Source organism: Mesorhizobium sp. M6A.T.Cr.TU.017.01.1.1, from assembly GCF_004023115.1.
GTDB lineage: Bacteria > Pseudomonadota > Alphaproteobacteria > Rhizobiales > Rhizobiaceae > Mesorhizobium > Mesorhizobium mediterraneum.
Window position 1 is genome coordinate 22,205 of the sequence record NZ_RZTA01000036.1, and the last position, 21,288, is coordinate 43,492.

Sequence of the window (21,288 nt, forward strand, 5' to 3'; positions counted from 1 at the left end):
AGCTAATAGCTGAATTCTGCCGGCCTTTGCGATTTTGCGTTGACCTGCAAGGTGAAAATATCCGGCCGGCTGTAGTGCCCGGCGACGTCGAGACTGCGGCGAGCGGCAATTGCCGCCTTGAGATCGATGTCGGCATGCAGAATGCCTGTTTCCTTGCGCAAAGGGCCGGCAACGATTTTTCCCCCTGGCGCGATGACCACGGAGTCGCCCTGATTGATCCACTCGTCCGCGTCCGGATAGAGGCGGTCACGGTCGGGAAAGTCGCGCGGCAAGTCTTCCACGCGCAAGACATTGCCGGCGCCGATGACCCAGCAGCCGCCCTCGCGGGCGATATGCTGCAATGTGCCGATCCAGCCGTCGCCACTGTCGTAGGTTGGGGCGACGTGGATATCGATGCCTTGAGCGTAGAGCGCGTACCGGGCAAGCGGCATGTAGTTCTCCCAGCAAACCAGCGAGCCAACCCGTCCTGAAGGCGTGTCGACGACCTTGAGCCCACTGGCGTCACCAAATCCCCAGACCATCCGCTCGGGGTTGGTGGGCATGAGCTTGCGGTGCCTGTTTAGAAGCGAACCGTCCGGGCCAATCACGATGACGCTGTTGTAGATAGTGGCGCGGCTCCACTGGCTGTCGCGTTCGTTGATGCCGCACAGGATGGTCACTTTGAGCGTCCTGGCGGCGTCGAACAGCGGACGCAGTTGATCCGACGAGAGGTCGACGGCATTGTCGACCAGGCGCCCGTGCAATTGGCCTGCCAGGCCGCCGTCGGCCCCCGGCTTCAGGCGCCAGATCCAGGCGGGGTATCCGGGGATGAACGCCTCGGAGAAGACCACAAGCTCGGCCCCGCCATTCGCGGCCTCGGCAACCAGCCGCACTGCCTTGGCGATCGTCCCTTCGCGATCCAGAAAAGCCGGCGGTTCCTGGACAATGGCAATTCTCGTCATGAGGTTCCTCCTCGCTTCGGCACAGAGGCCGGCGTGTCCCTATCTTGTGGCGGCCGCGACTAGCATTTCGCATGGTCCCGCGAATTGTCCGTCCCGCTCGAACTGGCCAAGCGCCTCTTCGATTTCCGCCCACGCGTCGTCCTGTTCCCGGGCGGACAGGCCGGCGAGCATCTGATGCAGCGCGCCAAACGATTCCTGCTCGAACTGCAGACATTCCAGGGCCGAGTGCAGCCGCACCGGCGCATCGATCCTTTCGATCCGGACCTTACGGAATCCGGCATCGATCAGACGTTTTGCTAGAACCGTGGGATCGCCCAGGCTGAATGGGCCTGGCTGGCCGGGCAGCGGTGCGGGCAGCGCGGCGCGGCGGCGAATGATGCCGACAGGGATCGAAAAGAACGGGTTCTTGTCTGCCGTGGAATAGACGATTGCACCGACCCTTCCCCCCGGTTTGAGGTGGTCGCGCATTCCGCCCAGCGCCTTGTTCTGATCCGGAAAGTAGATCAGGCCGACGCGCGAAATGACGGCGTCGAAGGGGTCAGCGGATATGGCGCCCAGCATTTCGCCGTCGGCGACGATGGTGTCGATGTTGCCATGGCCCGCCAGTTTCGCGTTGCTGGCGGCGAAATCGAGAATCCCGGCCGAAATGTCGGTGGCGAGCACATAACCCTCGGGGCCAACGCGCCGCGCCGCGGTCAATGTCTGTTCCCCGGCACCGGCGGCGACATCGAGGACGCGACTGCCGCGCTTTACATCGGTCATGTCCAGCATCAGTTCCGTCGCCGGTCCAAGCCACCGGGACAGGAGCGGACCCCAGCGGTTCCATGCCTCGGCCGCGCTGTCCCATTGCTTGCGGGTCGTTTCCTTGAATTTGACGGGGTCGAAAGTCGGTTGCTGCTGATCCATGGTCGCCTCCAGGCGCATAACCTCGGAAACCGGACGGCATCCGGAAGACAGTATTGTCTTGCAGGAAACGATATTCGGCGCGTAGTTTCGGCTCAATTCTCGAAATCTAGACGCCCATTTTGCAAAATTGCACAGATCGGGGCTCCATGATGCAATGGGATGATTTGCGGATTTTCCTGGCGGTCGCGCGCGACGGCTCGATCAGCGGCGCCGCCAAACGCATGAACGTTCAGCATTCCACCGTGTCGCGCCGGATCAGGGTGCTGGAGACGCAGCTTGGCACGCGCCTGATCGAGCGCAAGAAGTCCGGATACGAACTGACCGCGGCCGGCGAGGAATTGAAAATGGCGGCCGGCAAGATGGAGATGGAGGTCCTCGAAGTCGAGGGCGCTCTCGGCGGTCAGGAAAATCGGATTGCCGGCGAGCTGAGGGTGTCGGCGATCAACAATATGGCATCATCCGTGCTGATGCCCATGTTTGCCAGTTTCAACGAAAGCTATCCGGACATCGAGCTGCATGTGCAGGTTTCCAACAAATATGTCAGCCTCGCCGAGCGGCACGCGGATATCGCCATTCGCCTGACCAACACGCCACTTGACACTCTGGTCGGTACCCGGCTCGCCAACGTTGCATCAGCCGTCTACGGGGAAAGAAACTACCTCAAGGCTTTGCGCGCCGGCAGCGCCAAACCAAGGTGGCTGGGGGTGGAATGCTGCGCTTTCCATCAATCCTGGACCAACGAGGCCTGCCCGGATCATCGTCACAGCTTTTTTGTCGACGATACGTTGCTTACGCTCGCAGCCATGAAACAGGGAGTCGGCTTGGCCTACCTGCCCTGCTTCATGGGCGACGGTGACGACCGGTTGGAGCGCTTCCGCGCGCCAGACCCGATACACGATCTGGGGCTATGGCTGCTTTATCACCCCGACTTGCGGCGCACCAAACGGGTGAGGGTCTTTCGCGAACATATGATTGCGCAGATCGGCGACCAGAGTGCCCTGTTCGAAGGGCGACGACCGAGGCACGGCGACGACACGCTGCTTGACCGAGAAGCGTTGGGATAAGTTTGGCCGGAGTCACTTTGGCTTTGATCGGCCAGCATTTCGGTGGCCGATTTGTTCGGGAAAATTTTTGGTGCCGCTTGCATGACTCGAACACGCGAACCCCGCATTACGAATGCGGTGCTCTACCAACTGAGCTAAAGCGGCCCGAGAAGCCAAGGCACTCCAAGATGCGCTGGGTGATAGACGCAACTACGGAATGCAGTGCTTCTCGATGTCGCGCGCTGTGAACTCTGCTGCTCGTCGCCACGCTTCGTCGGTATCTCCCCGGTAAGTCAGGTATCGATCGCAGACAGGCTTGTTGTTGTTCAAATCCAGCACTGCAAACTTCACCCAGCCAACCAGCGTGCTCATCTTGTGCATCTGACCGATCAGTAGATATTTCGCGCTGGCTGTTCTTGCCTGCTTCGAGAGATCGACAAGGCCGGGGTCCCTGATGGTGCACCGTTCTGCCTGACAGGGTAATGCGACGAGGTCGATCTTCTTCGAAAGACCATCCCGCAATGCAACGCCAAACGCCTTCAGTCGCGTTTCGTGTTCGGCGGTCTGGTCCCTGACTTCGCCTGACGTATCCCTGAACTCGAAATCCGCGACGGCGAGCGTTGTGGGCTCGGCGGCATCGGCAAAGGCGGCCGACGCAAGTGCACCGGCGCCTACCAGGACAAGGAAAAATCGTCCGCACTCAAAAAGCCGAAATCGAACTTCTGCACGTAGCACCTTGAGCATCTCGTTCTCCGAGGTTGGGACGATAGCCATCCCAATGGCGGTGCCGATTGTCTCTTCGCGTTGTTGGAGGCGCGGAAAGCAAGCGCAAGACTACCCGGTTGCGTCGCGACGTCAACTTTCCGCCCGTTACTGGGTGGATTCCGCCTTCGCGACGACGAGCTTGCCTTTGGCGCGCGAGATTTCGAGCGTCTGGCCGGGTTTTGCCAACTCGCCCGGGACCGAGATCACCATCGCCTGGCCTTCGGTGAGGGTCGCGACGAAGCGCACGGGCAGGTTTTCTTCGCCCGCCGCCATCGTGGTGACCACCCGATAGCCGTCATCGGCCTCGGTGTAGTAGACGACGCCGTGAAAGTTGCCGAGATCGACGGTCCCACCCTGACGGGCCGTGAGTTCGCCGGCAGAAGCGGAACTTGCCGCAACGCAAAGCGCTGCAAGAGCTGTGTATCTGAACATCGTTTTTCTCTCCATTTAGAATTGTCGTTCGGGTGGATGGTCGCCTTCGGCTGCATCCCAATAAATCACGCTGCGAGCTGATCCTCGCGGGCAGCCGCGATCATCACACTTGCGAGCAACCCGTAGGCTGCCTCCCAAGCGTCGCGCACGGCCGGCGTGAAAGCCGTGCCGAGGCCGGCCGCCAGCGTCTCGATGAGCGCTTGCCCGACGATCGGGTAATGATGTTCCTTGACGCCGTAGGTCACGTGACGCCTGGCAAGCACGCGCACCGTCGGGAGAATGGTGTCGGCACGGTCCAATCCGTGCACGACGAAGCCCAGGCTCGCCATCAGCTTGGCGCCTTGCTTGGCCATGTCTGTCACCGGAAACAGCGTGCGAAGATCCGCGTCGATCGCGAACAGGCGTTCATAGAACAGCGCGGCGGCGGCCACGCGTATTGCGACGACCTCGCGAAAACTGTCCTGGACAAGTCTGATCTGGTCGGGTGTCATCGGCGACGCTCCTGCATTCCCTAAGCTGGGTGAGGCTCGACAATCCTCCCAAAGCGTTTCGCGTGCATGTCGCCTGCGCGTAGATGTGTTTCAGTTGTGTCTCAATTGGGTTTCATTTGCGCTCATTTGTCTTTCAGATCCCGACGGACGGGATCGTGCGCTAGGGTCGCTCGCATCCTGGTGATGGGCGCGTTTGTGAGGCGGAGGGAGCCTGTGGCGACATGAGGCAAGGGGCGAAAAGGCGCCGCTTAAGAATGCTACCAACGTGCTACCACGTTTTTTGGCTCTACCCCTCGAAAACCCGCAAAGCCTTGAGAAATAGTGGTGCCGCTTAGGTGACTCGAACACCTGACCCCATCATTACGAATGATGTGCTCTACCAACTGAGCTAAAGCGGCCCGGGAAGCCAGGGCCTCCAAGATGCGCTGGGTGATAAACGCAACCCGCCACAAATTCAAGATGGGACTTTGGCATTTCGCGTTGGGGCTCATCCCAGGCCTGTCAGGGGCCGCCGCGCCGATCCGCCATGCGGTCGCGTGATGCCGCACCGGCAGGTCGCGCGACCGCCACGTTGGCGCCGTGGCGGGAAAATCGGTGAAAAATGTTGATTCCTTTACCGAAAATCGCCGAAATCGGCCGAGGATGCGTCGCCAAGGCAGAATGCGGCCGCTGGCCCGTTGATTGATTGGTCGCCTACGGCTAACGATCATGACAATGTGACCGTACGTGCAGAGGGATCCCGCTTGGACGCGATCGAAAAAGCGATCCGGAACGCCTTCGAAAAAGGCAATGCCGACGACCGGGCGTTTCGCGAGCGGGTCTACCGATCGGCCTTCGCCGCACTGGACCGCGCCCTGCAGGCCAACCCGAGCGTGACGGTGGAAGTCGCCATCAAGCGCCGCAAGGCGGTGCAGGCCAAGATCACGCAAATCGAATCCGAGTTCCTGCCGGCGGTTCCCGATGTCGCCCTACCGACCGATGATGACGCCGCAGCACCGGCGGCGGAGCAGCCGGCCGACAGCGAAGTCGAGGCCGATGCCGAAGCTGAAGCCGATGCCGAACCGGATGTCGAAGCCGATGCTGGACCCGCGCCGTCGCCTGACGTCGTTGTCGACGGTCCGGTAGGGTCTCGTGCATCCGATATGCCCCGGTCGCGCATCTTGCCGGTCGTTCCCGATATCATGCCCGAGGCGGTTTCTGCCGATGTGCCGGAGATCGACATGTCGTCCCCTGCATCGACCGGAGACGACGACGCAGAGGTGATGCCCGACCGCGACGAGAGGCGGGTGAGAGGCCCCCGCCTGCCTCTCACCGCGATCTTCCTCGGCGTCACGTTGCTCGCGGCCGCCGGCATCGGCCTCTATTTCGCTGCGCAGACCGGCGTCTTCAAGTCGGCGGCCCAACTCGACACGGCCCCTCCGCAAGCGCCTCCGACAGTGGAGGACGATGATTTCACGCCGCCAAGCGACACGGCCTCGCCGCTGACCCCCGGTGAGGCGGATGAGGATCGCGACTGGATCAATGTGTTTTCGCCGAGCGACCCGGCGCTTGTCAGTGCGCCTTCGGATGCCAAGGCCGAAGTCATGCAGGACGACAGCGGCTCCTTCCTGCGCATCCGGTCGGGCGCCTCCGGCTCTGCCATCAGCTTTGACGTCGGGCAAGGCGTGCTGGAAAAACTCGCCGGCAAGCACGCCGTGTTCGACATCATCGCCCGCTCCGAGGAGGGCAAGGAGACGCAGATCTCCGTCGATTGCAATTTCGGCGAACTCGGCGACTGCGGCCGCAAGCGCTACGCGGTCGGCCATGAGAACAACGAATATCTGTTCGACGTGCGCTTTCCCGACAAGCGTCCGGGCGCTGCCGGCACCATCGCCATCAATTCCGACTTCGACAAGCAGGGCAAGTCGGTCGACATCTACGAGATCCGCGTCTCGATCGTTCCTTGAGCTTCAACGCATCCAAAAGTGTTAGAGCGTACTTTGTGCGTCCAATTGGACGCACGTCGCTCTAACGGTCGAGCAGGGCCTGCAGCGTCTCGATGCGGTCGGCTTCGGCCGCCGGCTTGTCCCAGCGCAGCCGTGAAATGCGCGGAAAGCGCATGGCGACGCCGGATTTGTGCCGTGTCGAGCGGTTGAGCCCTTCGAACGCCACCTCCAGCACGAGGCCTTGTCTGCGGTCGGCGCGCACCGAGCGGACCGGGCCGAAACGCTCGATCGTGTTGTCGCGGACATATTTGTCGATCTGCCTCAACTCCTCGTCGGTGAAGCCGAAATAGGCCTTGCCCACCGGCACCAGTTCCTCCGACCCTTCCGGCCCGGACCAGACGCCGAACGTGTAGTCGGAATAGAAGCTCGAACGCTTGCCGTGGCCGCGCTGGGCATACATCAGCACGGCGTCGACCGTGTGCGGATCGCGCTTCCATTTGAACCATGGGCCTTTCGGCCGGCCGGCGACATAGGGCGAATCCCAGCGCTTCAACATGACGCCTTCGATAACCGGATGCAGCGGCTTGCGGCGCAATTCCTCCAGCGCCTGCCAGTCGGTGAACTCGACCAGCGGCGAAAGATCGAAGCGGCTCGGATCGAGACTCCTGACGAAGGCTTCGAGGCGGCCGCGCCGCTCGCGGAAGGAGAGCGGCCGCAAGTCCTCGTCGCCGATCTGAAGCACGTCGTAGCAGCGCATGAAGGCCGGGTATTGCTGCTGGATCTTCGGCGTCACGCTCTTGCGGTTCAACCGCTGCTGCAGGTCCGAGAACGTGCCGGTCGCCTGCAAGGGATCGCCGACCAGAAGCTCGCCGTCAAGCGTGGCGGAAAAATTCATCGCCTCGGCGAGGTCCGGAAAGGCACCGGAGACGTCGTCGCCGGTGCGCGAATAGAGCCGGCGAACACCGCCTTCGCAAACCGCCTGGACGCGGATGCCGTCCCATTTCCATTCGGCGGCGTAGTCGGCCGGGTCGAGCTTTTCGAGATCGCCGTCGCCGACCGGCGTTGACAGCATCACCGGCCGGAACAGCGCTAGCGCCGTTTTCTCAGGTTTCTCGGTCTTGCCTTCCAGCCAGGCGAACAGCTCGGTATACGGTGGCATCAGCCCGTGCCACAACTCCTCGATCTCGGCGATGTCGACCTTGCCAAGATCGGCCAGCGCCTGCTTGGCCAGCCGTGCCGAGACGCCGATGCGCAGGCCGCCGGTCACCAGCTTTATGATGGCAAAGCGCGCCGAGATGCTGGCGCTGTCGAGCAATCTGGCCAGCACCTTCGGTCCGTCGGAACGGCTCGCCGCCTGCAGCTTTGCGACGACCTCGGCGAGCGTCGGCTCATGGTTCGCGATGTCTGCGGGCGATTGCGGCCAGACCAGCGACACCGTCTCCGCCAAGTCGCCGACATAGTCGTAGGAATAGCCGAACAGCACCGGGTCCATGCGCTCCATGACCAGCGTGCGCAGCATCGCCGGCTTGACCGCCGCGATGGTGAGGTCGCCGGTGATGGCAGCCAGCGCCAGCCCGCGATCCGGATCCTCGACGCTGCGGAAATAATCGGTCAGCAGCGTCAGCTTGCCGTTGCGCGACGGTGTCAGGACGAGGCGATCGAGGAGTTCGGCGAAGCGGTTCATGTGGGTGCGCGCCAGGCCAATCGGGAAAGCTTGCGATCCTTCGCGCCCCCCTCTGTCCTGCCGGACATCTCCCCCACGAGGGGGGAGATTGGCAGTTTCGTTCTTGCCGCCCGTCCTGCAACGTCAGTGATTGGCGAAAGCCGGCGCGACATCCGATCTCCCCCCTTGAGGGGGAGATGTCCGGCAGGACAGAGGGGGGCGCCGTAGAGCTCTGCGCAGGTGACTACCGAACCTCCCGCCATCAATCGCCCTCATCCTCATAGCCGACCAGATGCAGCGGCCGCGCGGCGATGCCTTCGAGTTCGCACCAGCGCACCAGGGCCTCCTCGCGGCCATGCGTCACCCAGATTTCCTCGGCGCCGGTCTCCTTGATCGTCGCGGTCAGTTCGTCCCAGTCGGAATGGTCGGAAATGATCAGCGGCAGCTCGACGCCGCCCTGTTTGGCGCGCTGGCGGATGCGCATCCAGCCGGACGCAAAGCACGAGATCGGATCGGGAAAGCGCCGCGCCCAGCGGTCGGCGAAGGCCGAAGGCGGGCCGACGATGACGGCGCCGGTGAAATCGCCCTTGCCACCGCTTTCGACCGTCGCCGGTTCCAGTGTCCCGAGGTCGATGCCCTGGCCCTGGTAGTAGTCGCTGAGCTTGGCCAGCGCACCGTGGATGTAGATCGGCCTGTCGTAGCCGGCATCGCGCAGCAAGCGCATGACGCGCTGCGCCTTGCCGAGCGCATAGGCGCCGACCAGATGCGCGCGTTCGGGAAACTGCGCCGTCGATTTCAGCAGGCGGCCGATCTCTTCGGTATCGTGCGGATGGCGGAACACCGGCAGGCCGAAGGTCGCCTCGGTGATGAACACGTCGCATTTGACCGGTTCGAACGGCTCGCAGGTCGCGTCCCTCTGGCGCTTGTAGTCGCCCGACGCGACGATGCATGTGCCCTGATGCACGACCTCGATCTGTGCCGAGCCGAGCACATGGCCGGCCGGATGGAAGGTGACGGTGACGCCGTTCAGCGCAATCGTCTCGCCGAGTGCGGCTGCTTGCGTCGTCCCGGCAAAGCCCTCGCCGTAGCGAAGCCCCATAATGTCCAGCGTCTGTTGTGTGGCCAGCACCGAGCGGTGGCCGGAACGGGCATGGTCGGAATGGCCGTGCGTGATCAGCGCCCGGTCGACCGGCCGCACCGGATCGATGAAAAAATCGCCGGGTGGGCAATAGAGGCCCTCAGGCCGGGGATGAAGCAGGTCGCTGGCGCGCATGGCTTAGAGATAGTTGCTAATTCCGGCGCGGGAAGCCTGTTGCAAGTGACTGCTGACTCGGCCTACAGGCAACGGCCGGCGGCACCTCCGTTTTGGGGCCTCGTCCGGCGCCCTTTTTCGTTCACTTGCGCCACGTGTGGCGCAGGCTGCGAAAAAGCCCGATTCGCATGCCCGAAAGGGCGGGACATCGATACGGAGGACATTCCATGCGCTGGAACTTGGTGGCCTTGGCATCTTGCCTGGCGATGGCCGGCTGCGCCGGCGCCTCGATGGCCGAACGACAGGATGAGAATGTCCAGTCCTCGCTGCAATATGATAGCGTGCCTTGCGATCAATTGCTGGCGCAACGAAACGAGCTGGCGCAGCGATATCGCCTTTCGCGGGACGCCAAGCCGTCCTTCTCCGATCCGGGGGTGGGCCTCGGCCCATTCACGCCGGATGTTCGCTCCAAGACCCAGCGTGACGTCGAACAGGCAAGCGGCAGGATCGACGCCATGAACCGGTCGATCGCCCGCCGCGAATGCGGCAACCCGGCCAAGCAGACCAAGCTTGGCTTGCCTAGTTAATACCCCGCGTCGCGATCCACCAGGTTCTCGAGCTTCTCGCCGCGCTCGAAGGCGGCCATCTGGCGGAGCATGATCGGCGCCAGGTGGACGGGGTCGGAGGTCGCCGCCGCATGCGGCGTCACGAACACTTTCGGGTGGCTCCACAGCGGACTGGTCTTCGGCAGCGGCTCGACCTCGAACACGTCGAGGCTCGCTTCCTTCAGCGTGCCGTCCTCCAGCGCGCGCGCGATGTCGGCATCCTTCTGCAGGCGGCCGCGCCCGGCGTTGATCAGCACCGAGCCGCCGAGGCCGTTGCGTTTCCTCAGCTCCTTCAGCACGCCATAATTGATGATGCCTTGCGTGTGCGGCGTGAGCGGCAAAAGCACCACCAGAATGTCGGTGGCGTTGAGGAAGGGGATCAATCCGGCCTCGCCCGCATAGGTCGAAACGCCCTTCATCGGCCGCTCGCTGCGCGACCAGCCATTGACTGCAAAGCCGAGCGACAAAAGCACCGACGCCGCCGCGCGGCCAAGCGTGCCGAGCCCCATGATGCCGACAGAGATGTCGCCGGCCGGGCGCTGCGGCGGCTCGTGCCAGATCTTCCTTTTCTGCTGCGTTCGGTAGAGCATGCCCTGGCGGTGATGATCGAGCACCCGCCAGACGACATATTCGGTCATGTACTGGGTCAGGTTGTCGGCGACGACCTTCACGATCGGCACGTCGGGCACAGTGGGATCGGCCAAGATGTGGTCGACGCCGGCGCCGATCGAAAAGATGGCGCGCAGATTGGGCAGAGACGACAGAAGGTTCGGCCGCTGCTTCCAAACCACCGCATAGGTGATCGAGGGATCGCTGGCGCCGTCCGGCTCGAGCACCACCTCGCGTTCCGCCGACAAGAGTTCGCGCCAGCGTTGCGGATGAAAGCCGGTGACGGCGAGCAGGATACGGCCTTTTTCCATTTCGGATTCTTTTTCCTATTTACGCGACCCTGTCACTCGCTGACGATGCCGACCGGCGCCGTCTCGATCCTGAACGCGGCCGAGATCAGCGCCTTGGTATAGTCGGTCTGCGGCCGTTCGAAAATCTGTTCGGAGGGGCCGGCCTCGACGATCCTGCCATTGCGCATGACGATGACGTCGTTGGCAAGCGCGCGGATGACCTTCAGATCGTGGCTGATGAACAGATAGGCGAGGTCGTGCTTCGCCTGCAGGCTGCGCAGAAGGTCGACCACCTGTGCTTGCACGCTCATATCGAGCGCCGAGGTCGGCTCGTCCAGCATGACGAAGCGCGGGTTGAGCACCATGGCGCGGGCGATGGCGATGCGCTGGCGCTGGCCGCCGGAAAACTCATGCGGATAGCGATTGCGCGTGGCGGGATCGAGCCCGACTTCTCCGAGCACATCGACGATGCGCTTATCACGTTCATCGGGCGACAGTTTCGGCTCGTGGATCTTCAGCCCTTCCTCGATGATCTCGGAGACCGACATGCGCGGGCTCAAGGACCCGAACGGATCCTGGAAGACGATCTGCAACTCGCGCCGCAGCGGCCGCATGGCGTTGAAAGTCAGCTCGTTGATGTCGCGCCCGTTGAACCGAATGGTCCCGGTCGAAGAGATCATCCTGGCCAGCGCCAGGCCGAGCGTCGTCTTGCCCGAGCCGGATTCGCCGACGACGCCGAGCGTCTGGCCGGCGCGCACGGTGACGTCGATGCCGTCGACCGCCTTCACATTGTCGACGGTGCGCCGAAAAAAGCCTTTCTTGATCGGAAACCAGACTTTTATGTCCTGGCCCGTCATCACAGGCTTGGCGGCAGCGTTGGCCGCCGGCGGCTTGCCCTTCGGTTCGGCGGCCAGCAGATGCCGCGTGTAGCTATGCTGCGGATTGGCGAAAATATCTTTCGTCGGTCCGGTCTCGACGATCTTGCCTTTTGTCATCACGCAGACTCGGTCGGCGATCTTTCTGACGATGCCGAGATCGTGGGTGATGAACAGCATCGACATGCCCTTGCGGCTTTTCAGCTCCGCAAGCAGTTCGAGGATCTGCGCCTGCACGGTGACGTCGAGCGCGGTCGTCGGCTCGTCGGCGATCAGCAGTTCCGGCTCGTTGGCCAGCGCCATGGCGATCATGACACGCTGGCGCTGACCACCGGAAAGCTGGTGCGGATAGGCGTCAAGCCGCTTCTCCGGCTCGCGGATGCCGACCTCGTTGAGCAGCTCCAATGTGCGCGCCTTGGCCTGGCGGTCGCCCAGGCCCTGGTGCAGCGTCAGGACCTCGACGATCTGCTGCTCGATCGTGTGCAGCGGGTTGAGCGAGGTCATCGGCTCCTGGAAGATCATGGTGATCTTGTTGCCGCGCACGCGGCGCAATGCCTTCTCGTCGGTGGCGAGCAGGTCGGCGCCCTGGAACAGGATCTTTCCCGACGGATGGCTGGCGGCCGGATAGGGCAGCAGCTTCAGCACCGACAGGGCCGTGACTGATTTGCCGGACCCGGATTCACCGACCAGCGCCACCGTCTCGCCCTTGGCGATGTCGAAGGAGATGTGGTCGACAGCCATCGACTGGCGGCTTTCTTGCACGAAGGCGACGCTGAGATCGCGGACGGAGAGGAGAGGGGCTTCGCTCATCTGAACGTCTTGCGCGGATCGAAGGCGTCGCGGGTCGCCTCGCCGACGAAGACCAGCAGCGACAGCATCAGCGAGATGACGACGAAGCCGGAAATGCCCAGCCATGGGGCGTTGAGGTTGCGCTGCGCCTGCTTCAGCAGCTCGCCCAGCGAGGCCGAGCCGGGCGGCAGGCCGAAGCCAAGGTAGTCGAGCGAGGTCAGCGTCGAGATCGAGCCGCTGAGCAGGAAGGGCAGGAAGGTCAGCGTCGCCACCATGGCATTGGGCAACAGATGCCGGAACATGATGGTGCCGTTGGGCACGCCGAGCGCGCGGGCCGCATTGACATATTCGAAGTTGCGGGCGCGCAGGAACTCGGCCCGCACGACACCGACCAGCGCCACCCACGAGAACAGCAGCATCAGCCCGAGCAGGATGAAGAAGCCGGGCGGCAGAATGGCGGCGACGATTAGCAAAAGGTAGAGCACCGGGATCGCCGACCAGATTTCTATGAAGCGCTGAAACAGAAGGTCGGTCCAGCCGCCGAAATAACCCTGCAATGCGCCGGCCGTCACGCCGATCAGCGCCGATCCGGCGGTGAGGATAAGGCCGAACAGCACCGAGACCCTGAACCCGTAGATGACGCGCGCCAGCACGTCGCGTGCCTGGTCGTCGGTGCCCAGCCAGTTCCAATTGCCGACGACGCAATTGGGGTCGGCGGCACCTTGCGGATACTGGTTGCAACGTGTCTTGGCATCATAGAGCCAGGACGGCTTGGTGGGCGCTGCCTCGGGAATGGCGTTGTTGACGGTCCGGTAGGAGTAGCGGACCGGCGGCCAGATCATCCAGCCATGGGCATTGATCTCGTCCTGGATGACCGGGTCGCGATAGTCGGTGACCGCATAAAAGCCGCCGAACTTCTCCTCGGGATAAGCGACCACGACCGGAAACAGGATCTCTCCCTTGTAGGCAACGAGAACCGGTTTGTCGTTGGCGATCCATTCGGAAAACAGCGACAGCACGAAAAGCACGAGGAAGATCCATAACGACCAATAGCCGCGCCGGTTGGCCCTGAAATTCTGCAGGCGCCGCTGGTTGAGCGGCGACAGCCAGGGTCGGGCAATCCGGTCCGGCGTCGTTTCGACTGCGGCCCCGGCCATCAGACGTCTCTCCGCTCGAAGTCGATGCGCGGGTCGACCCAAGTGTAGATCAGGTCGGACAAGAGCCCGACAATCAGGCCGAGAAGCGAGAAGATGTAGAGATTGGCGAAGACCACCGGGTAGTCGCGCTCGACCACCGACCTGAAACCGAGCAGGCCGAGCCCATCGAGCGAAAAGATGTTCTCGATCAGCAGCGAGCCGGTGAAGAAGGCCGAGATGAAGGCGCCCGGAAAGCCGGCGACGACGATCAGCATGGCGTTGCGGAACACGTGTCCGTAGAGCACCTGCCGTTCCGACAGGCCCTTGGCGCGCGCGGTCACCACATATTGCTTTCGGATTTCCTCGAGGAACGAATTCTTGGTCAGAAGCGTCGTGGTGGCGAAGGCCGACAGCACCAGCGCCGTCAGCGGCAAGGTCATGTGCCAGAAATAGTCGACGATCCGCGCCGGCCAGGACAGCTGGTCCCAATTGTCGGAGGTGATGCCGCGCAGCGGAAACCAGTCGTAGAACGATCCGCCGGCAAACAGCACCATCAGCAAGATGCCGAACAGGAAGCCCGGAATGGCGTAGCCGACAATGACGACGCCGCTGGTCCATATGTCGAATGTCGAGCCGTCCTTGACTGCCTTGCGGATGCCGAGCGGGATCGAGATCAGGTACGACAGAAGCGTGATCCACAGCCCGATCGAGATCGACACCGGCATCTTCTCCAGGATCAGATCGATCACTGAAATGTCGCGGAAATAGCTGTCGCCGAAATCAAACCGGATGTAGTTCCACAGCATCATGCCGAAGCGCTCGAGCGGTGGCTTGTCGAAGCCGAACTGCTTTTCCAGCTTGGCGATGAATTCGGGGTCGAGCCCTTGCGCGCCGCGATATTTCGAACCGACGTCGCCGGCCACGTCGACATTGCTGCCGCCCGCGTCGCCACCGCCGCCGCCAAGGCGGTCGCTGCCGCCCTGGTTGGTCAGCCTGGCAATGACCTGCTCGACCGGCCCGCCCGGCGCGAACTGGATGACGGCGAAGGAGATAGCCATGATGCCGAACAGGGTCGGGATCATCAGCAGGATGCGGCGCAGGATATAGGCGCCCATCAGGCTCTCTGTCTTGCTTGAGCGAAAATCTCAGGCTTTGCCAATCGTTGCCGCCTTATCCTTGTCGAACCACCACAGCGCCTCGACCGGAAAGCCGAAATCGGGCTTCTGCTCGGGAAAGCCGAACATGTCCCAATAGGCGACTCGGTGATTCGCGAGATGATATGTTGGAATCCAGTCTAGCCGCGCGCGCAAGACCCGATCGAGTGCTTTGAGCGCTGTGACCAGCTCGATCCGGCTCTGCGCCTTGCCGGCTGCCTCGATCAGCGCGTCGACGGCTTTGCTTTCTGTACCGGGATAGTTGCGCATCCCCGGCATTTTCGCCATCCGGGAGTCATAGAGGATTTCCAGGCCGTCGGCAGTCGGCGTCGCCCCGATCGACCATCTGAACAGGTTGAAATCGAAATCGAAATTGCTCTGCCGCGCTTCGTATTGCGTCGAATCGACCTGCCGGATCGAAGCGTCGATCCCGATCGCCTTCATATTCTCGGCCCACGGGGAGAAAAGGCGGACGATGCCATCGTCCTCGGCCAGCATTTCCACCCGCAGTCGCTCGCCCTTATCATTGACGACGAAATTGCCCGCTCGCTTCCAGCCGGCTTCGGCAAGCAGTCTCGAAGCCTCACGCAGCAGCTTACGGTCGTGACCCGAACCGTCGGAGACAGGCTGCATCACCGGTTCGCTGAAGGTTTCCGGCGGCAACTCGGCTCGGAACGGCTCCAGCAGGGCCAATTCCCTGGGCGTGGGCAGGCCCTCGGCCTTGTAATCCGACTGTTCGAAGTTCGAGTGCGAACGCTCGTAGGCGCCGTAAAACAGAACCCGCTTGGTCCATTCGAAATCGAAGCAACTGGCGATCGCCCGTCTCACGCGCACATCACGGAATTGCGGACGACGCTGGTTCAGCGCGACAGCCTGCATGTCCGGCGTTTTCTCGCCGGGAAATTCACGTTTGATGACCCTGCCGTCCTTCAGCGACGGAAAGTCGTAGCCGGTCGCCCATACCCGTGCGGTAAATTCCTCGCGAAAATGCGTGTCGCCCTTTTTCAAGGCTTCAAACGCTGCCTGGCGATTGATGTAAAAATCGATACGGATGCGGTCGAAGTTGTAGACGCCGCGGTTCACGGCCAGATCGCGGCCCCAATAGTCGGCGACACGTTCATATTCGATGGTCTGTCCGGCCGCTACGCGCCCCACCTTGTATGGTCCGGAACTGAGCGGCGGTTTCAGCGTTGAGGCATCGAATTCGTTGACCGTATAAAAGGCTTTGGACACGACCGGCATTGCGACGATCGCAAGGATATTCTGCGCCGACTGTTTGCCGTTGAAGGTGAGGTTGACGGTAACCGGATCGACCGCGACGGCTTCAGTCATATGCCGCAACGCTTGGGAAAGGTTCGGATGGCCTTTGTCTTTGTAAAGTTTCAATGCGAAGGCGACGTCCCCAGCGGTCAGTGGCGAGCCGTCGTGGAAGCGCGCTTGCGGTCGCAGGCTGAAGCGGAAGCCATTGCGGTCCGGCGATAAGGTAACGGATTCGGCAAGCAGGCCATAGACCGCATCAGGCTCATCGAGTGCGCTTGCCATCAGCGAATCGAAACAGAGTTCGGTGCGCGGCGGCGAATCCCCCCTCAACACCAGGGAATTCAACGTGTTGAACGTCAGAAAGCTCTGGTTGAAGGTGGAGTTCGGCGGTGCGAAATTCATCTGGCCGCCCTTGGGGGCGTCCGGATTGACATAGTCGAAATGCGTGAAGTCCGCGGGATATTTAAGGTCGCCGAAGGCCGACAGGCCGTGCAGCTTTACGCCGGTCGGGATGGCGGCGAAGGCCCGGCCTGGCAGCAGCGCTGCCGCCGTGGCCGCGGCGCCCAGAGCCAGAAAGTCGCGGCGGGCCAGAGAGTCGCGCCGGGGGAGCGCCGCCATCAATTGCCACTCTTGTATTTTGCCGCCAGCGCCTTTTCCTTGTCCGCGTCGATCCACCAGGAATTCTGATCGACGCCGCTATAGGCCGGTTGCTTTTCCGGGATGCCGAACTTGTTCCAATAGGCCATCCAGACCACCGACCGATGGTGTTGCGGCACGACATAGTAATTCCACAGCAGCACCCGGTCGAGCGCATGGGTGGCAGCAACCAGATCGTCGCGATCGGTGGCGAAGATGACGCGGTCGACCAGCGCATCGACGACCGGGTTCTTGATGCCGGCATAGTTGCGGGATCCAGGCGTGTCGGCGGCCTTCGAGCTCCAGAAGTCACGCTGCTCGTTGCCTGGCGAATCCGACTGTCCCAGCTGCGATATGGTGACATCGAAATCGAAGTTGTTGACGCGGTTGACGTACTGGGTCTGGTCGATCAGCCGCAGCGTGGCGTCGACACCGATCTTGCGCAGATTGGCGATGTAGGGACTGGAAAGGACCTGGTCGGTGTCGTTCCAGCCGAGGATTTCGAACTTGAACGGCTCGCCCGTCTTGGCATTCACCATTTTGCCGCCCTTGATCACCCAACCGGCCTTGGCGAACAGATCGACCGCAGTCTTCAGATACTTACGCTCCGCCTGTGGCGAATCGTAGACCGGCAGCTTGAATTCCTGGGTGAAGATTTCGGGCGGCAGCTTGTCGCGATATTGCTCAAGGATCTCCAGTTCCTTGCCCTGCGGCAGTCCGCTCGATGCCAGTTCGGTGCCTTGGAAATAGCTTGATGTACGGGTATTGGAACCGAAGAACAGCGTGCGGTTCATCGACTCGAAGTCGAGCGGGTAAGTCAGCGCGGCGCGCACCAGGCGATCCCTGAACAACGGACGTCTCGTGTTGAGCATGAACGCCTGCATCGGTTCGGGTGAGGCGGTCTTGAATTCCTTCTTGATGACGTCGCCAGCCTGGACTGCCGGGAAATTATAGGCCGTGTTCCAGCGCCTCGAACTGTTTTCCGGCTTAATGTCATCCAGCCCGCCTTTGGTGAAGGCCTGCCACGCCGCATTATCGTCGAGAAAGTAGCTGAAACGCTGGGTGTCGAAGTTCTCCCGGCCGATCTTCACCGGCAGCTTGGCTGCCCAATAGTCGGGCACGCGCTGCCAGATGATTTCCGAGCCCGGCTTGAAGCTGGCGATCTTGTAGGCGGCGGACCCCAGCGGCGGCTCCAGCGTCGGCCTGGTGACGTCGCGCTTCTTTCCATTGGCGTCGGTACCTTCCCACCAGTGCTTCGGCAGCACGACGAGATCGCCGATGATTTTCGGCAACTCCCGATTGCCCTTCTGGCTGAAATGGAATTCGACTTCGCGATCCGAGATCGCGACGGCATCGGTGACATTCTCGAAATAGCGACTGTACATCGGGCTGTTGGCCTTCAGCACCTGAAACGACCAGATGACGTCGTCGGTGGTGATCGGCTGGCCGTCGTGCCACCTGGCCCGTGGATCCAGGCGGTAGGTCGCCGAGGAATAGTCGTCCGGATGTTTGTAGGCGTCGGCGATCAGCGGATGGCTGACGCTGCCCTCGTCGGTCGCCTGCTCCATCAGCGTGTCATAAAGCAGCCCGCCGCCGAACTGTGTGAAGCCGGCTGCCGGCGAACCCTGGACGATATAGGGATTGAAGCTGTCGAACGTGCCGAGCACCACCAAATTCAGCGTGCCGCCCTTCGGCGCATCGGGATTGACGTAGTCGTAGCGCTGGAAGTTGTTGCCATATTTGGATTCGCCGATCAGCGACGAGGTGGTGCGCCATTCGTCCGCGAAGGCTGCCTGCAGGCCGCCGGCAAAAGCCGCCATAACCAGCACCGATCTGAGAAACGTTCGGCCAACCGTCATGCCTTCTCCTCTTTGCGATAGCTATCAGCAGACAATCTAGATCATTTGACGCCTATGAAAACCGAGACAGGCCGGCTTTGTCGCCGCAGATGCGCTTTTCCCATTAAAAAAGCCGGGCTGAGCCCGGCTTTCCCAAAGATATGTCCATGACAATTGCGTTATTGCGCCGGTGCTGGTGCGGGAGCAGCAGGGGCTGGTGCAGGTGCTGCACCCTCTGCAGGCTTTGCCGGCGCTGCACCCTCGGCGGGCGCGGCCGCTGAAGCGCCAGGCGTCGGCAGTGGCTTCGGATTGTCCGACAGCGTGCGCAGATAGGCGATGACGTTGGCGCGGTCCTCATCCTTCGGCAGGCCGGCAAAACCCATAGCCGTGCCCTTCACGTCCTTCTTGGGCGACAGGAGGAAGTGGTCGAGGTTCTCGTAGGTCCACTTCTCCGCGCCGGCCTTCGAATATTCCTTCATGCCAGCCGAATAGGCAAAGCCCTCGTGAGAGGCCACTGGACGATCGACGACGTCCCACAGATCGGGGCCGACCTTGTTAGGCCCGCCCTTTTCGCCGGAGTGGCAGGCCTGGCACTTCTTGAACACGGCGGCACCCGCCTCGACATTGGCGTTGGCCAGGAGGTCGGCGATCGGCTTGGCTTCTGCCGCCGGGGCTGCCGGGCCGCCCTCGGCAGGCTCCTCGGTCGCCTCGATGGCGAAGCCGGGTTTTTCCGGTGCGGGGGAGGCGAACAGCGCATCGGACACGATGCCGACGGAGAACACGACGAACACGGTTCCGAGCAGCCCGCCGATCAGCTTGTTGATTTCGAAAGAGTCCATACGCCCCAGGCTCCCTTTTCCGGCGGACCGATCCGTCCACTCCGTCCGTCGGTAATCGTGAACCACCCCGCGAGGCGGTCAAATCGGGCGGAAACTAGGTCTTTTGCTCTGGCGTTGCAACACCTATAAGGGCGCTTCCAGTGAGACCTTTTGCCACTTTTCCCATCCTCTTTTTCGAACGCTTCGTCACCCGATGTCCACGCTCATCCTCATCCCGGCCCGCATGGCCTCGACCCGCCTGCCGGGCAAGCCGCTGGCCGACATCGCCGGCGCTCCGATGATCGTCCACGTCGCCCGCCGCGCCGCCGAGGCCGGGCTTGGCCGGGTGGTGGTCGCCACCGATACGCAAAGCGTGGCGGAAGCGGTGCGTGCGCACGGGTTCGAGGCGGTGATGACGCGGGCGGATCACGAATCGGGCTCCGACCGCATCTTCGAGGCGCTGGCCACGCTGGATCCAGGGCGCAAGGTCGAAACGATCGTCAATGTGCAAGGCGACCTGCCGACCATCGATCCCGAGATCATCAATGCCGCGCTGAGGCCTTTCGAGGATGCGACGGTCGACATCGCCACGCTCGGCATCGAGATCGTCCGCGACGAGGAAAAGACCAATCCGAATGTCGTCAAGATCGTTGGCTCGCCGCTGTCGGAGACACGGCTGCGGGCGCTCTATTTCACCCGCGCCACGGCACCTTGGGGCGAGGGGCCGCTCTATCATCACATCGGCCTCTATGCCTATCGCCGCTCAGCGCTCGAACGCTTCGTCGCGCTGAAGCCGTCGCCGCTGGAACGGCGCGAGAAGCTCGAGCAGTTGCGGGCGCTGGAGGCCGGCATGCGCATCGACGCCGAGATCGTGCAGTCCGCGCCGTTCGGCGTCGACACGCCGGACGACCTCGAACGCGCCAGAACCATCCTTTCAACCTGAGACATTTGGTCAACCCGAGACATTTGGCATGCCTGAAAAAACCAACAGAATATCCTTCCAGGGCGAGCCGGGCGCCAATTCAGACACCGCCTGCCGCAACATGTTCCCTGATATGGAGCGGTTGCCGTGCCCGACCTTCGAGGATGCCTTCAACGCGGTCGAGACCGGCAAGGCCGACCTCGCCATGATCCCGATCGAGAACACGATCGCCGGCCGCGTTGCCGACATCCACCATCTCCTGCCGGAATCGAAGCTGCACATCGTCGGCGAATATTTCCTGCCGATCCATTTCCAGCTGATGGTCTTGCCGGGCGTCAGGCGCGACGAGATCAAGACCGTGCACAGCCATATCCATGCGCTCGGCCAGTGCCGCAAATACATCCGCAAGAACGGCTGGAAGCCGGTGGTCGCCGGCGACACGGCGGGTTCGGCCAAGCTGGTCGGCGAGGTGAAGGATCGCACTATGGCGGCGCTTGCCCCGGCGCTGGCCGCGACGCTCTATGGGCTCGACATCATCGAGGAGAATGTCGAGGACACCGACAGCAACGTCACCCGCTTCGTCGTGCTGACGAAGAACAGGCAATGGGCGGAACGCCCATCCGACGCCGCCAAGATGATGACGACGTTCATCTTCCGCGTCCGCAACGTGCCGGCCGCGCTCTACAAGGCGATGGGCGGCTTTGCCACCAACGGCATCAACATGACCAAGCTGGAGAGCTACCAGCTCGGCGCCTTCACGGCGACGCTGTTCTATGCCGATATCGAGGGCCATCCCGACGATCCGCTGGTGAAGCTGGCGCTCGACGAGTTGCGCTTCTTCTCGCGCGAAATGCGGATCCTGGGTGTCTATCCCGCCAGCGAATCGCGCGAGCAATGGAAGGTGGCGGATTAGCTAGCATTCATCGAGAGCTCTGCGG

Annotated in this window: 19 protein-coding genes and 2 tRNA genes; 5 read left to right on the forward strand and 16 right to left on the reverse strand. The window is 62.4% G+C overall.

The genetic code is table 11. From position 1 onward, the window contains the following. Nucleotides 1-2: 2 nt before the first annotated feature. Nucleotides 3-941: a carbon-nitrogen hydrolase family protein gene (locus tag EOB36_RS14060; protein ID WP_128285081.1), complete on the reverse strand. Its 939-nt coding sequence runs from the start codon at nucleotides 939-941 to the stop codon at nucleotides 3-5. A gap of 39 nt (nucleotides 942-980) precedes the next feature. Next, on the reverse strand, nucleotides 981-1,847 hold the full coding sequence (locus tag EOB36_RS14065) for a class I SAM-dependent methyltransferase (protein ID WP_128285082.1): 867 nt from the start codon (nucleotides 1,845-1,847) through the stop codon (nucleotides 981-983). Between the two features lie 149 nt (nucleotides 1,848-1,996). On the opposite strand from EOB36_RS14065, the gene EOB36_RS14070 reads away from it, so the two are divergent. Continuing rightward, nucleotides 1,997-2,911, forward strand: coding sequence for a LysR family transcriptional regulator (locus tag EOB36_RS14070; protein ID WP_128285090.1), 915 nt, complete (start codon nucleotides 1,997-1,999; stop codon nucleotides 2,909-2,911). A 68-nt stretch (nucleotides 2,912-2,979) separates the two neighbouring features. Here the strand turns inward: EOB36_RS14070 and EOB36_RS14075 are convergent. The 5 genes from EOB36_RS14075 to EOB36_RS14095 all read right to left on the reverse strand — a co-directional run bounded on the left by EOB36_RS14075 (nucleotide 2,980) and on the right by EOB36_RS14095 (nucleotide 4,976). Next, nucleotides 2,980-3,055 (reverse strand) — tRNA-Thr (locus tag EOB36_RS14075). Between the two features lie 45 nt (nucleotides 3,056-3,100). Beyond that, a complete protein-coding gene (locus tag EOB36_RS14080) occupies nucleotides 3,101-3,634 on the reverse strand; it encodes a DUF2380 domain-containing protein (protein ID WP_164897523.1) in 534 nt (177 codons plus the stop codon). A gap of 126 nt (nucleotides 3,635-3,760) precedes the next feature. Continuing rightward, nucleotides 3,761-4,087 (reverse strand): hypothetical protein, encoded by a 327-nt coding sequence (locus EOB36_RS14085; protein WP_127205436.1) that lies wholly within the window; start codon nucleotides 4,085-4,087, stop codon nucleotides 3,761-3,763. Nucleotides 4,088-4,152: 65 nt separating this feature from the next. After that, a complete protein-coding gene (locus EOB36_RS14090; protein ID WP_095487768.1) occupies nucleotides 4,153-4,578 on the reverse strand; it encodes a globin family protein in 426 nt (141 codons plus the stop codon). A 322-nt stretch (nucleotides 4,579-4,900) separates the two neighbouring features. Beyond that, nucleotides 4,901-4,976 (reverse strand) — tRNA-Thr (locus EOB36_RS14095). A gap of 345 nt (nucleotides 4,977-5,321) precedes the next feature. Between EOB36_RS14095 and EOB36_RS14100 the strand changes: the two genes are divergently transcribed. Then, entirely contained in the window at nucleotides 5,322-6,524 is a 1,203-nt protein-coding gene (locus EOB36_RS14100; protein ID WP_164897524.1) for a hypothetical protein, read from the forward strand. Between the two features lie 61 nt (nucleotides 6,525-6,585). Here the strand turns inward: EOB36_RS14100 and EOB36_RS14105 are convergent, their stop codons facing one another. Both EOB36_RS14105 and EOB36_RS14115 read right to left on the reverse strand, forming a co-directional pair. Then, the gene (locus tag EOB36_RS14105) at nucleotides 6,586-8,187 is read right to left on the reverse strand and encodes a cisplatin damage response ATP-dependent DNA ligase (protein ID WP_128285085.1); all 1,602 of its coding nucleotides are present in this window, start codon (nucleotides 8,185-8,187) and stop codon (nucleotides 6,586-6,588) included. 241 nt (nucleotides 8,188-8,428) lie between these two features. Beyond that, the gene (locus tag EOB36_RS14115; RefSeq protein ID WP_128285086.1) at nucleotides 8,429-9,439 is read right to left on the reverse strand and encodes a ligase-associated DNA damage response exonuclease; all 1,011 of its coding nucleotides are present in this window, start codon (nucleotides 9,437-9,439) and stop codon (nucleotides 8,429-8,431) included. Between the two features lie 206 nt (nucleotides 9,440-9,645). Between EOB36_RS14115 and EOB36_RS14120 the strand changes: the two genes are divergently transcribed. Beyond that, entirely contained in the window at nucleotides 9,646-10,005 is a 360-nt protein-coding gene (locus tag EOB36_RS14120; protein ID WP_128285087.1) for a hypothetical protein, read from the forward strand. Here EOB36_RS14120 and EOB36_RS14125 read toward each other — a convergent pair. From EOB36_RS14125 to EOB36_RS14155, 7 genes are all read right to left on the reverse strand, one after another. After that, entirely contained in the window at nucleotides 10,002-10,943 is a 942-nt protein-coding gene (locus EOB36_RS14125; RefSeq protein WP_128285088.1) for a glyoxylate/hydroxypyruvate reductase A, read from the reverse strand. The genes EOB36_RS14120 and EOB36_RS14125 overlap by 4 nt on opposite strands. A gap of 32 nt (nucleotides 10,944-10,975) precedes the next feature. Continuing rightward, a complete protein-coding gene (locus EOB36_RS14130) occupies nucleotides 10,976-12,607 on the reverse strand; it encodes an ABC transporter ATP-binding protein (RefSeq protein ID WP_095487782.1) in 1,632 nt (543 codons plus the stop codon). Continuing rightward, entirely contained in the window at nucleotides 12,604-13,743 is a 1,140-nt protein-coding gene (locus tag EOB36_RS14135; RefSeq protein ID WP_095487784.1) for an ABC transporter permease, read from the reverse strand. The genes EOB36_RS14130 and EOB36_RS14135 overlap by 4 nt, the downstream gene beginning before the upstream one ends. Further along, nucleotides 13,743-14,837 carry a microcin C ABC transporter permease YejB gene (locus EOB36_RS14140; RefSeq protein WP_095487786.1) on the reverse strand — a complete coding sequence of 365 codons (1,095 nt, stop codon included), beginning with the start codon at nucleotides 14,835-14,837 and terminating at the stop codon, nucleotides 13,743-13,745. Before EOB36_RS14140 ends, EOB36_RS14135 begins: the two co-directional genes overlap by 1 nt. Nucleotides 14,838-14,867: 30 nt before the next feature. Next, nucleotides 14,868-16,754 carry an extracellular solute-binding protein gene (locus EOB36_RS14145; RefSeq protein ID WP_128285089.1) on the reverse strand — a complete coding sequence of 629 codons (1,887 nt, stop codon included), beginning with the start codon at nucleotides 16,752-16,754 and terminating at the stop codon, nucleotides 14,868-14,870. After that, nucleotides 16,754-18,631 (reverse strand): extracellular solute-binding protein, encoded by a 1,878-nt coding sequence (locus EOB36_RS14150; RefSeq protein ID WP_095487790.1) that lies wholly within the window; start codon nucleotides 18,629-18,631, stop codon nucleotides 16,754-16,756. Before EOB36_RS14150 ends, EOB36_RS14145 begins: the two co-directional genes overlap by 1 nt. A 158-nt stretch (nucleotides 18,632-18,789) precedes the next feature. After that, nucleotides 18,790-19,449, reverse strand: a complete 660-nt coding sequence (locus tag EOB36_RS14155; RefSeq protein WP_128243314.1) for a cytochrome c family protein — start codon at nucleotides 19,447-19,449, stop codon at nucleotides 18,790-18,792. A 193-nt stretch (nucleotides 19,450-19,642) separates the two neighbouring features. On the opposite strand from EOB36_RS14155, the gene EOB36_RS14160 reads away from it, so the two are divergent. Further along, nucleotides 19,643-20,371 (forward strand): 3-deoxy-manno-octulosonate cytidylyltransferase, encoded by a 729-nt coding sequence (locus tag EOB36_RS14160; RefSeq protein WP_095487794.1) that lies wholly within the window; start codon nucleotides 19,643-19,645, stop codon nucleotides 20,369-20,371. A 28-nt stretch (nucleotides 20,372-20,399) separates the two neighbouring features. After that, nucleotides 20,400-21,263 (forward strand): prephenate dehydratase, encoded by an 864-nt coding sequence (locus EOB36_RS14165; protein ID WP_095487796.1) that lies wholly within the window; start codon nucleotides 20,400-20,402, stop codon nucleotides 21,261-21,263. Nucleotides 21,264-21,288: the final 25 nt, after the last annotated feature.

Excerpts from the sequence above, each read along its gene's own strand:
- EOB36_RS14140 (WP_095487786.1), bottom strand. The coding sequence starts at position 14,837 with ATGGGCGCCTATATCCTGCGCCGCATCCTGCTGATGATCCCGACCCTG.
- EOB36_RS14090 (WP_095487768.1), bottom strand. The coding sequence starts at position 4,578 with ATGACACCCGACCAGATCAGACTTGTCCAGGACAGTTTTCGCGAGGTC.
- EOB36_RS14060 (WP_128285081.1), bottom strand. The coding sequence starts at position 941 with ATGACGAGAATTGCCATTGTCCAGGAACCGCCGGCTTTTCTGGATCGC.
- EOB36_RS14065 (WP_128285082.1), bottom strand. The coding sequence starts at position 1,847 with ATGGATCAGCAGCAACCGACTTTCGACCCCGTCAAATTCAAGGAAACG.
- EOB36_RS14120 (WP_128285087.1), top strand. The coding sequence starts at position 9,646 with ATGCGCTGGAACTTGGTGGCCTTGGCATCTTGCCTGGCGATGGCCGGC.
- EOB36_RS14080 (WP_164897523.1), bottom strand. The coding sequence starts at position 3,634 with ATGCTCAAGGTGCTACGTGCAGAAGTTCGATTTCGGCTTTTTGAGTGC.
- EOB36_RS14085 (WP_127205436.1), bottom strand. The coding sequence starts at position 4,087 with ATGTTCAGATACACAGCTCTTGCAGCGCTTTGCGTTGCGGCAAGTTCC.
- EOB36_RS14130 (WP_095487782.1), bottom strand. The coding sequence starts at position 12,607 with ATGAGCGAAGCCCCTCTCCTCTCCGTCCGCGATCTCAGCGTCGCCTTC.
- EOB36_RS14070 (WP_128285090.1), top strand. The coding sequence starts at position 1,997 with ATGCAATGGGATGATTTGCGGATTTTCCTGGCGGTCGCGCGCGACGGC.
- EOB36_RS14155 (WP_128243314.1), bottom strand. The coding sequence starts at position 19,449 with ATGGACTCTTTCGAAATCAACAAGCTGATCGGCGGGCTGCTCGGAACC.
- EOB36_RS14135 (WP_095487784.1), bottom strand. The coding sequence starts at position 13,743 with ATGGCCGGGGCCGCAGTCGAAACGACGCCGGACCGGATTGCCCGACCC.
- EOB36_RS14105 (WP_128285085.1), bottom strand. The coding sequence starts at position 8,187 with ATGAACCGCTTCGCCGAACTCCTCGATCGCCTCGTCCTGACACCGTCG.
- EOB36_RS14150 (WP_095487790.1), bottom strand. The coding sequence starts at position 18,631 with ATGACGGTTGGCCGAACGTTTCTCAGATCGGTGCTGGTTATGGCGGCT.
- EOB36_RS14165 (WP_095487796.1), top strand. The coding sequence starts at position 20,400 with ATGCCTGAAAAAACCAACAGAATATCCTTCCAGGGCGAGCCGGGCGCC.
- EOB36_RS14115 (WP_128285086.1), bottom strand. The coding sequence starts at position 9,439 with ATGCGCGCCAGCGACCTGCTTCATCCCCGGCCTGAGGGCCTCTATTGC.
- EOB36_RS14145 (WP_128285089.1), bottom strand. The coding sequence starts at position 16,754 with ATGGCGGCGCTCCCCCGGCGCGACTCTCTGGCCCGCCGCGACTTTCTG.
- EOB36_RS14125 (WP_128285088.1), bottom strand. The coding sequence starts at position 10,943 with ATGGAAAAAGGCCGTATCCTGCTCGCCGTCACCGGCTTTCATCCGCAA.
- EOB36_RS14160 (WP_095487794.1), top strand. The coding sequence starts at position 19,643 with ATGTCCACGCTCATCCTCATCCCGGCCCGCATGGCCTCGACCCGCCTG.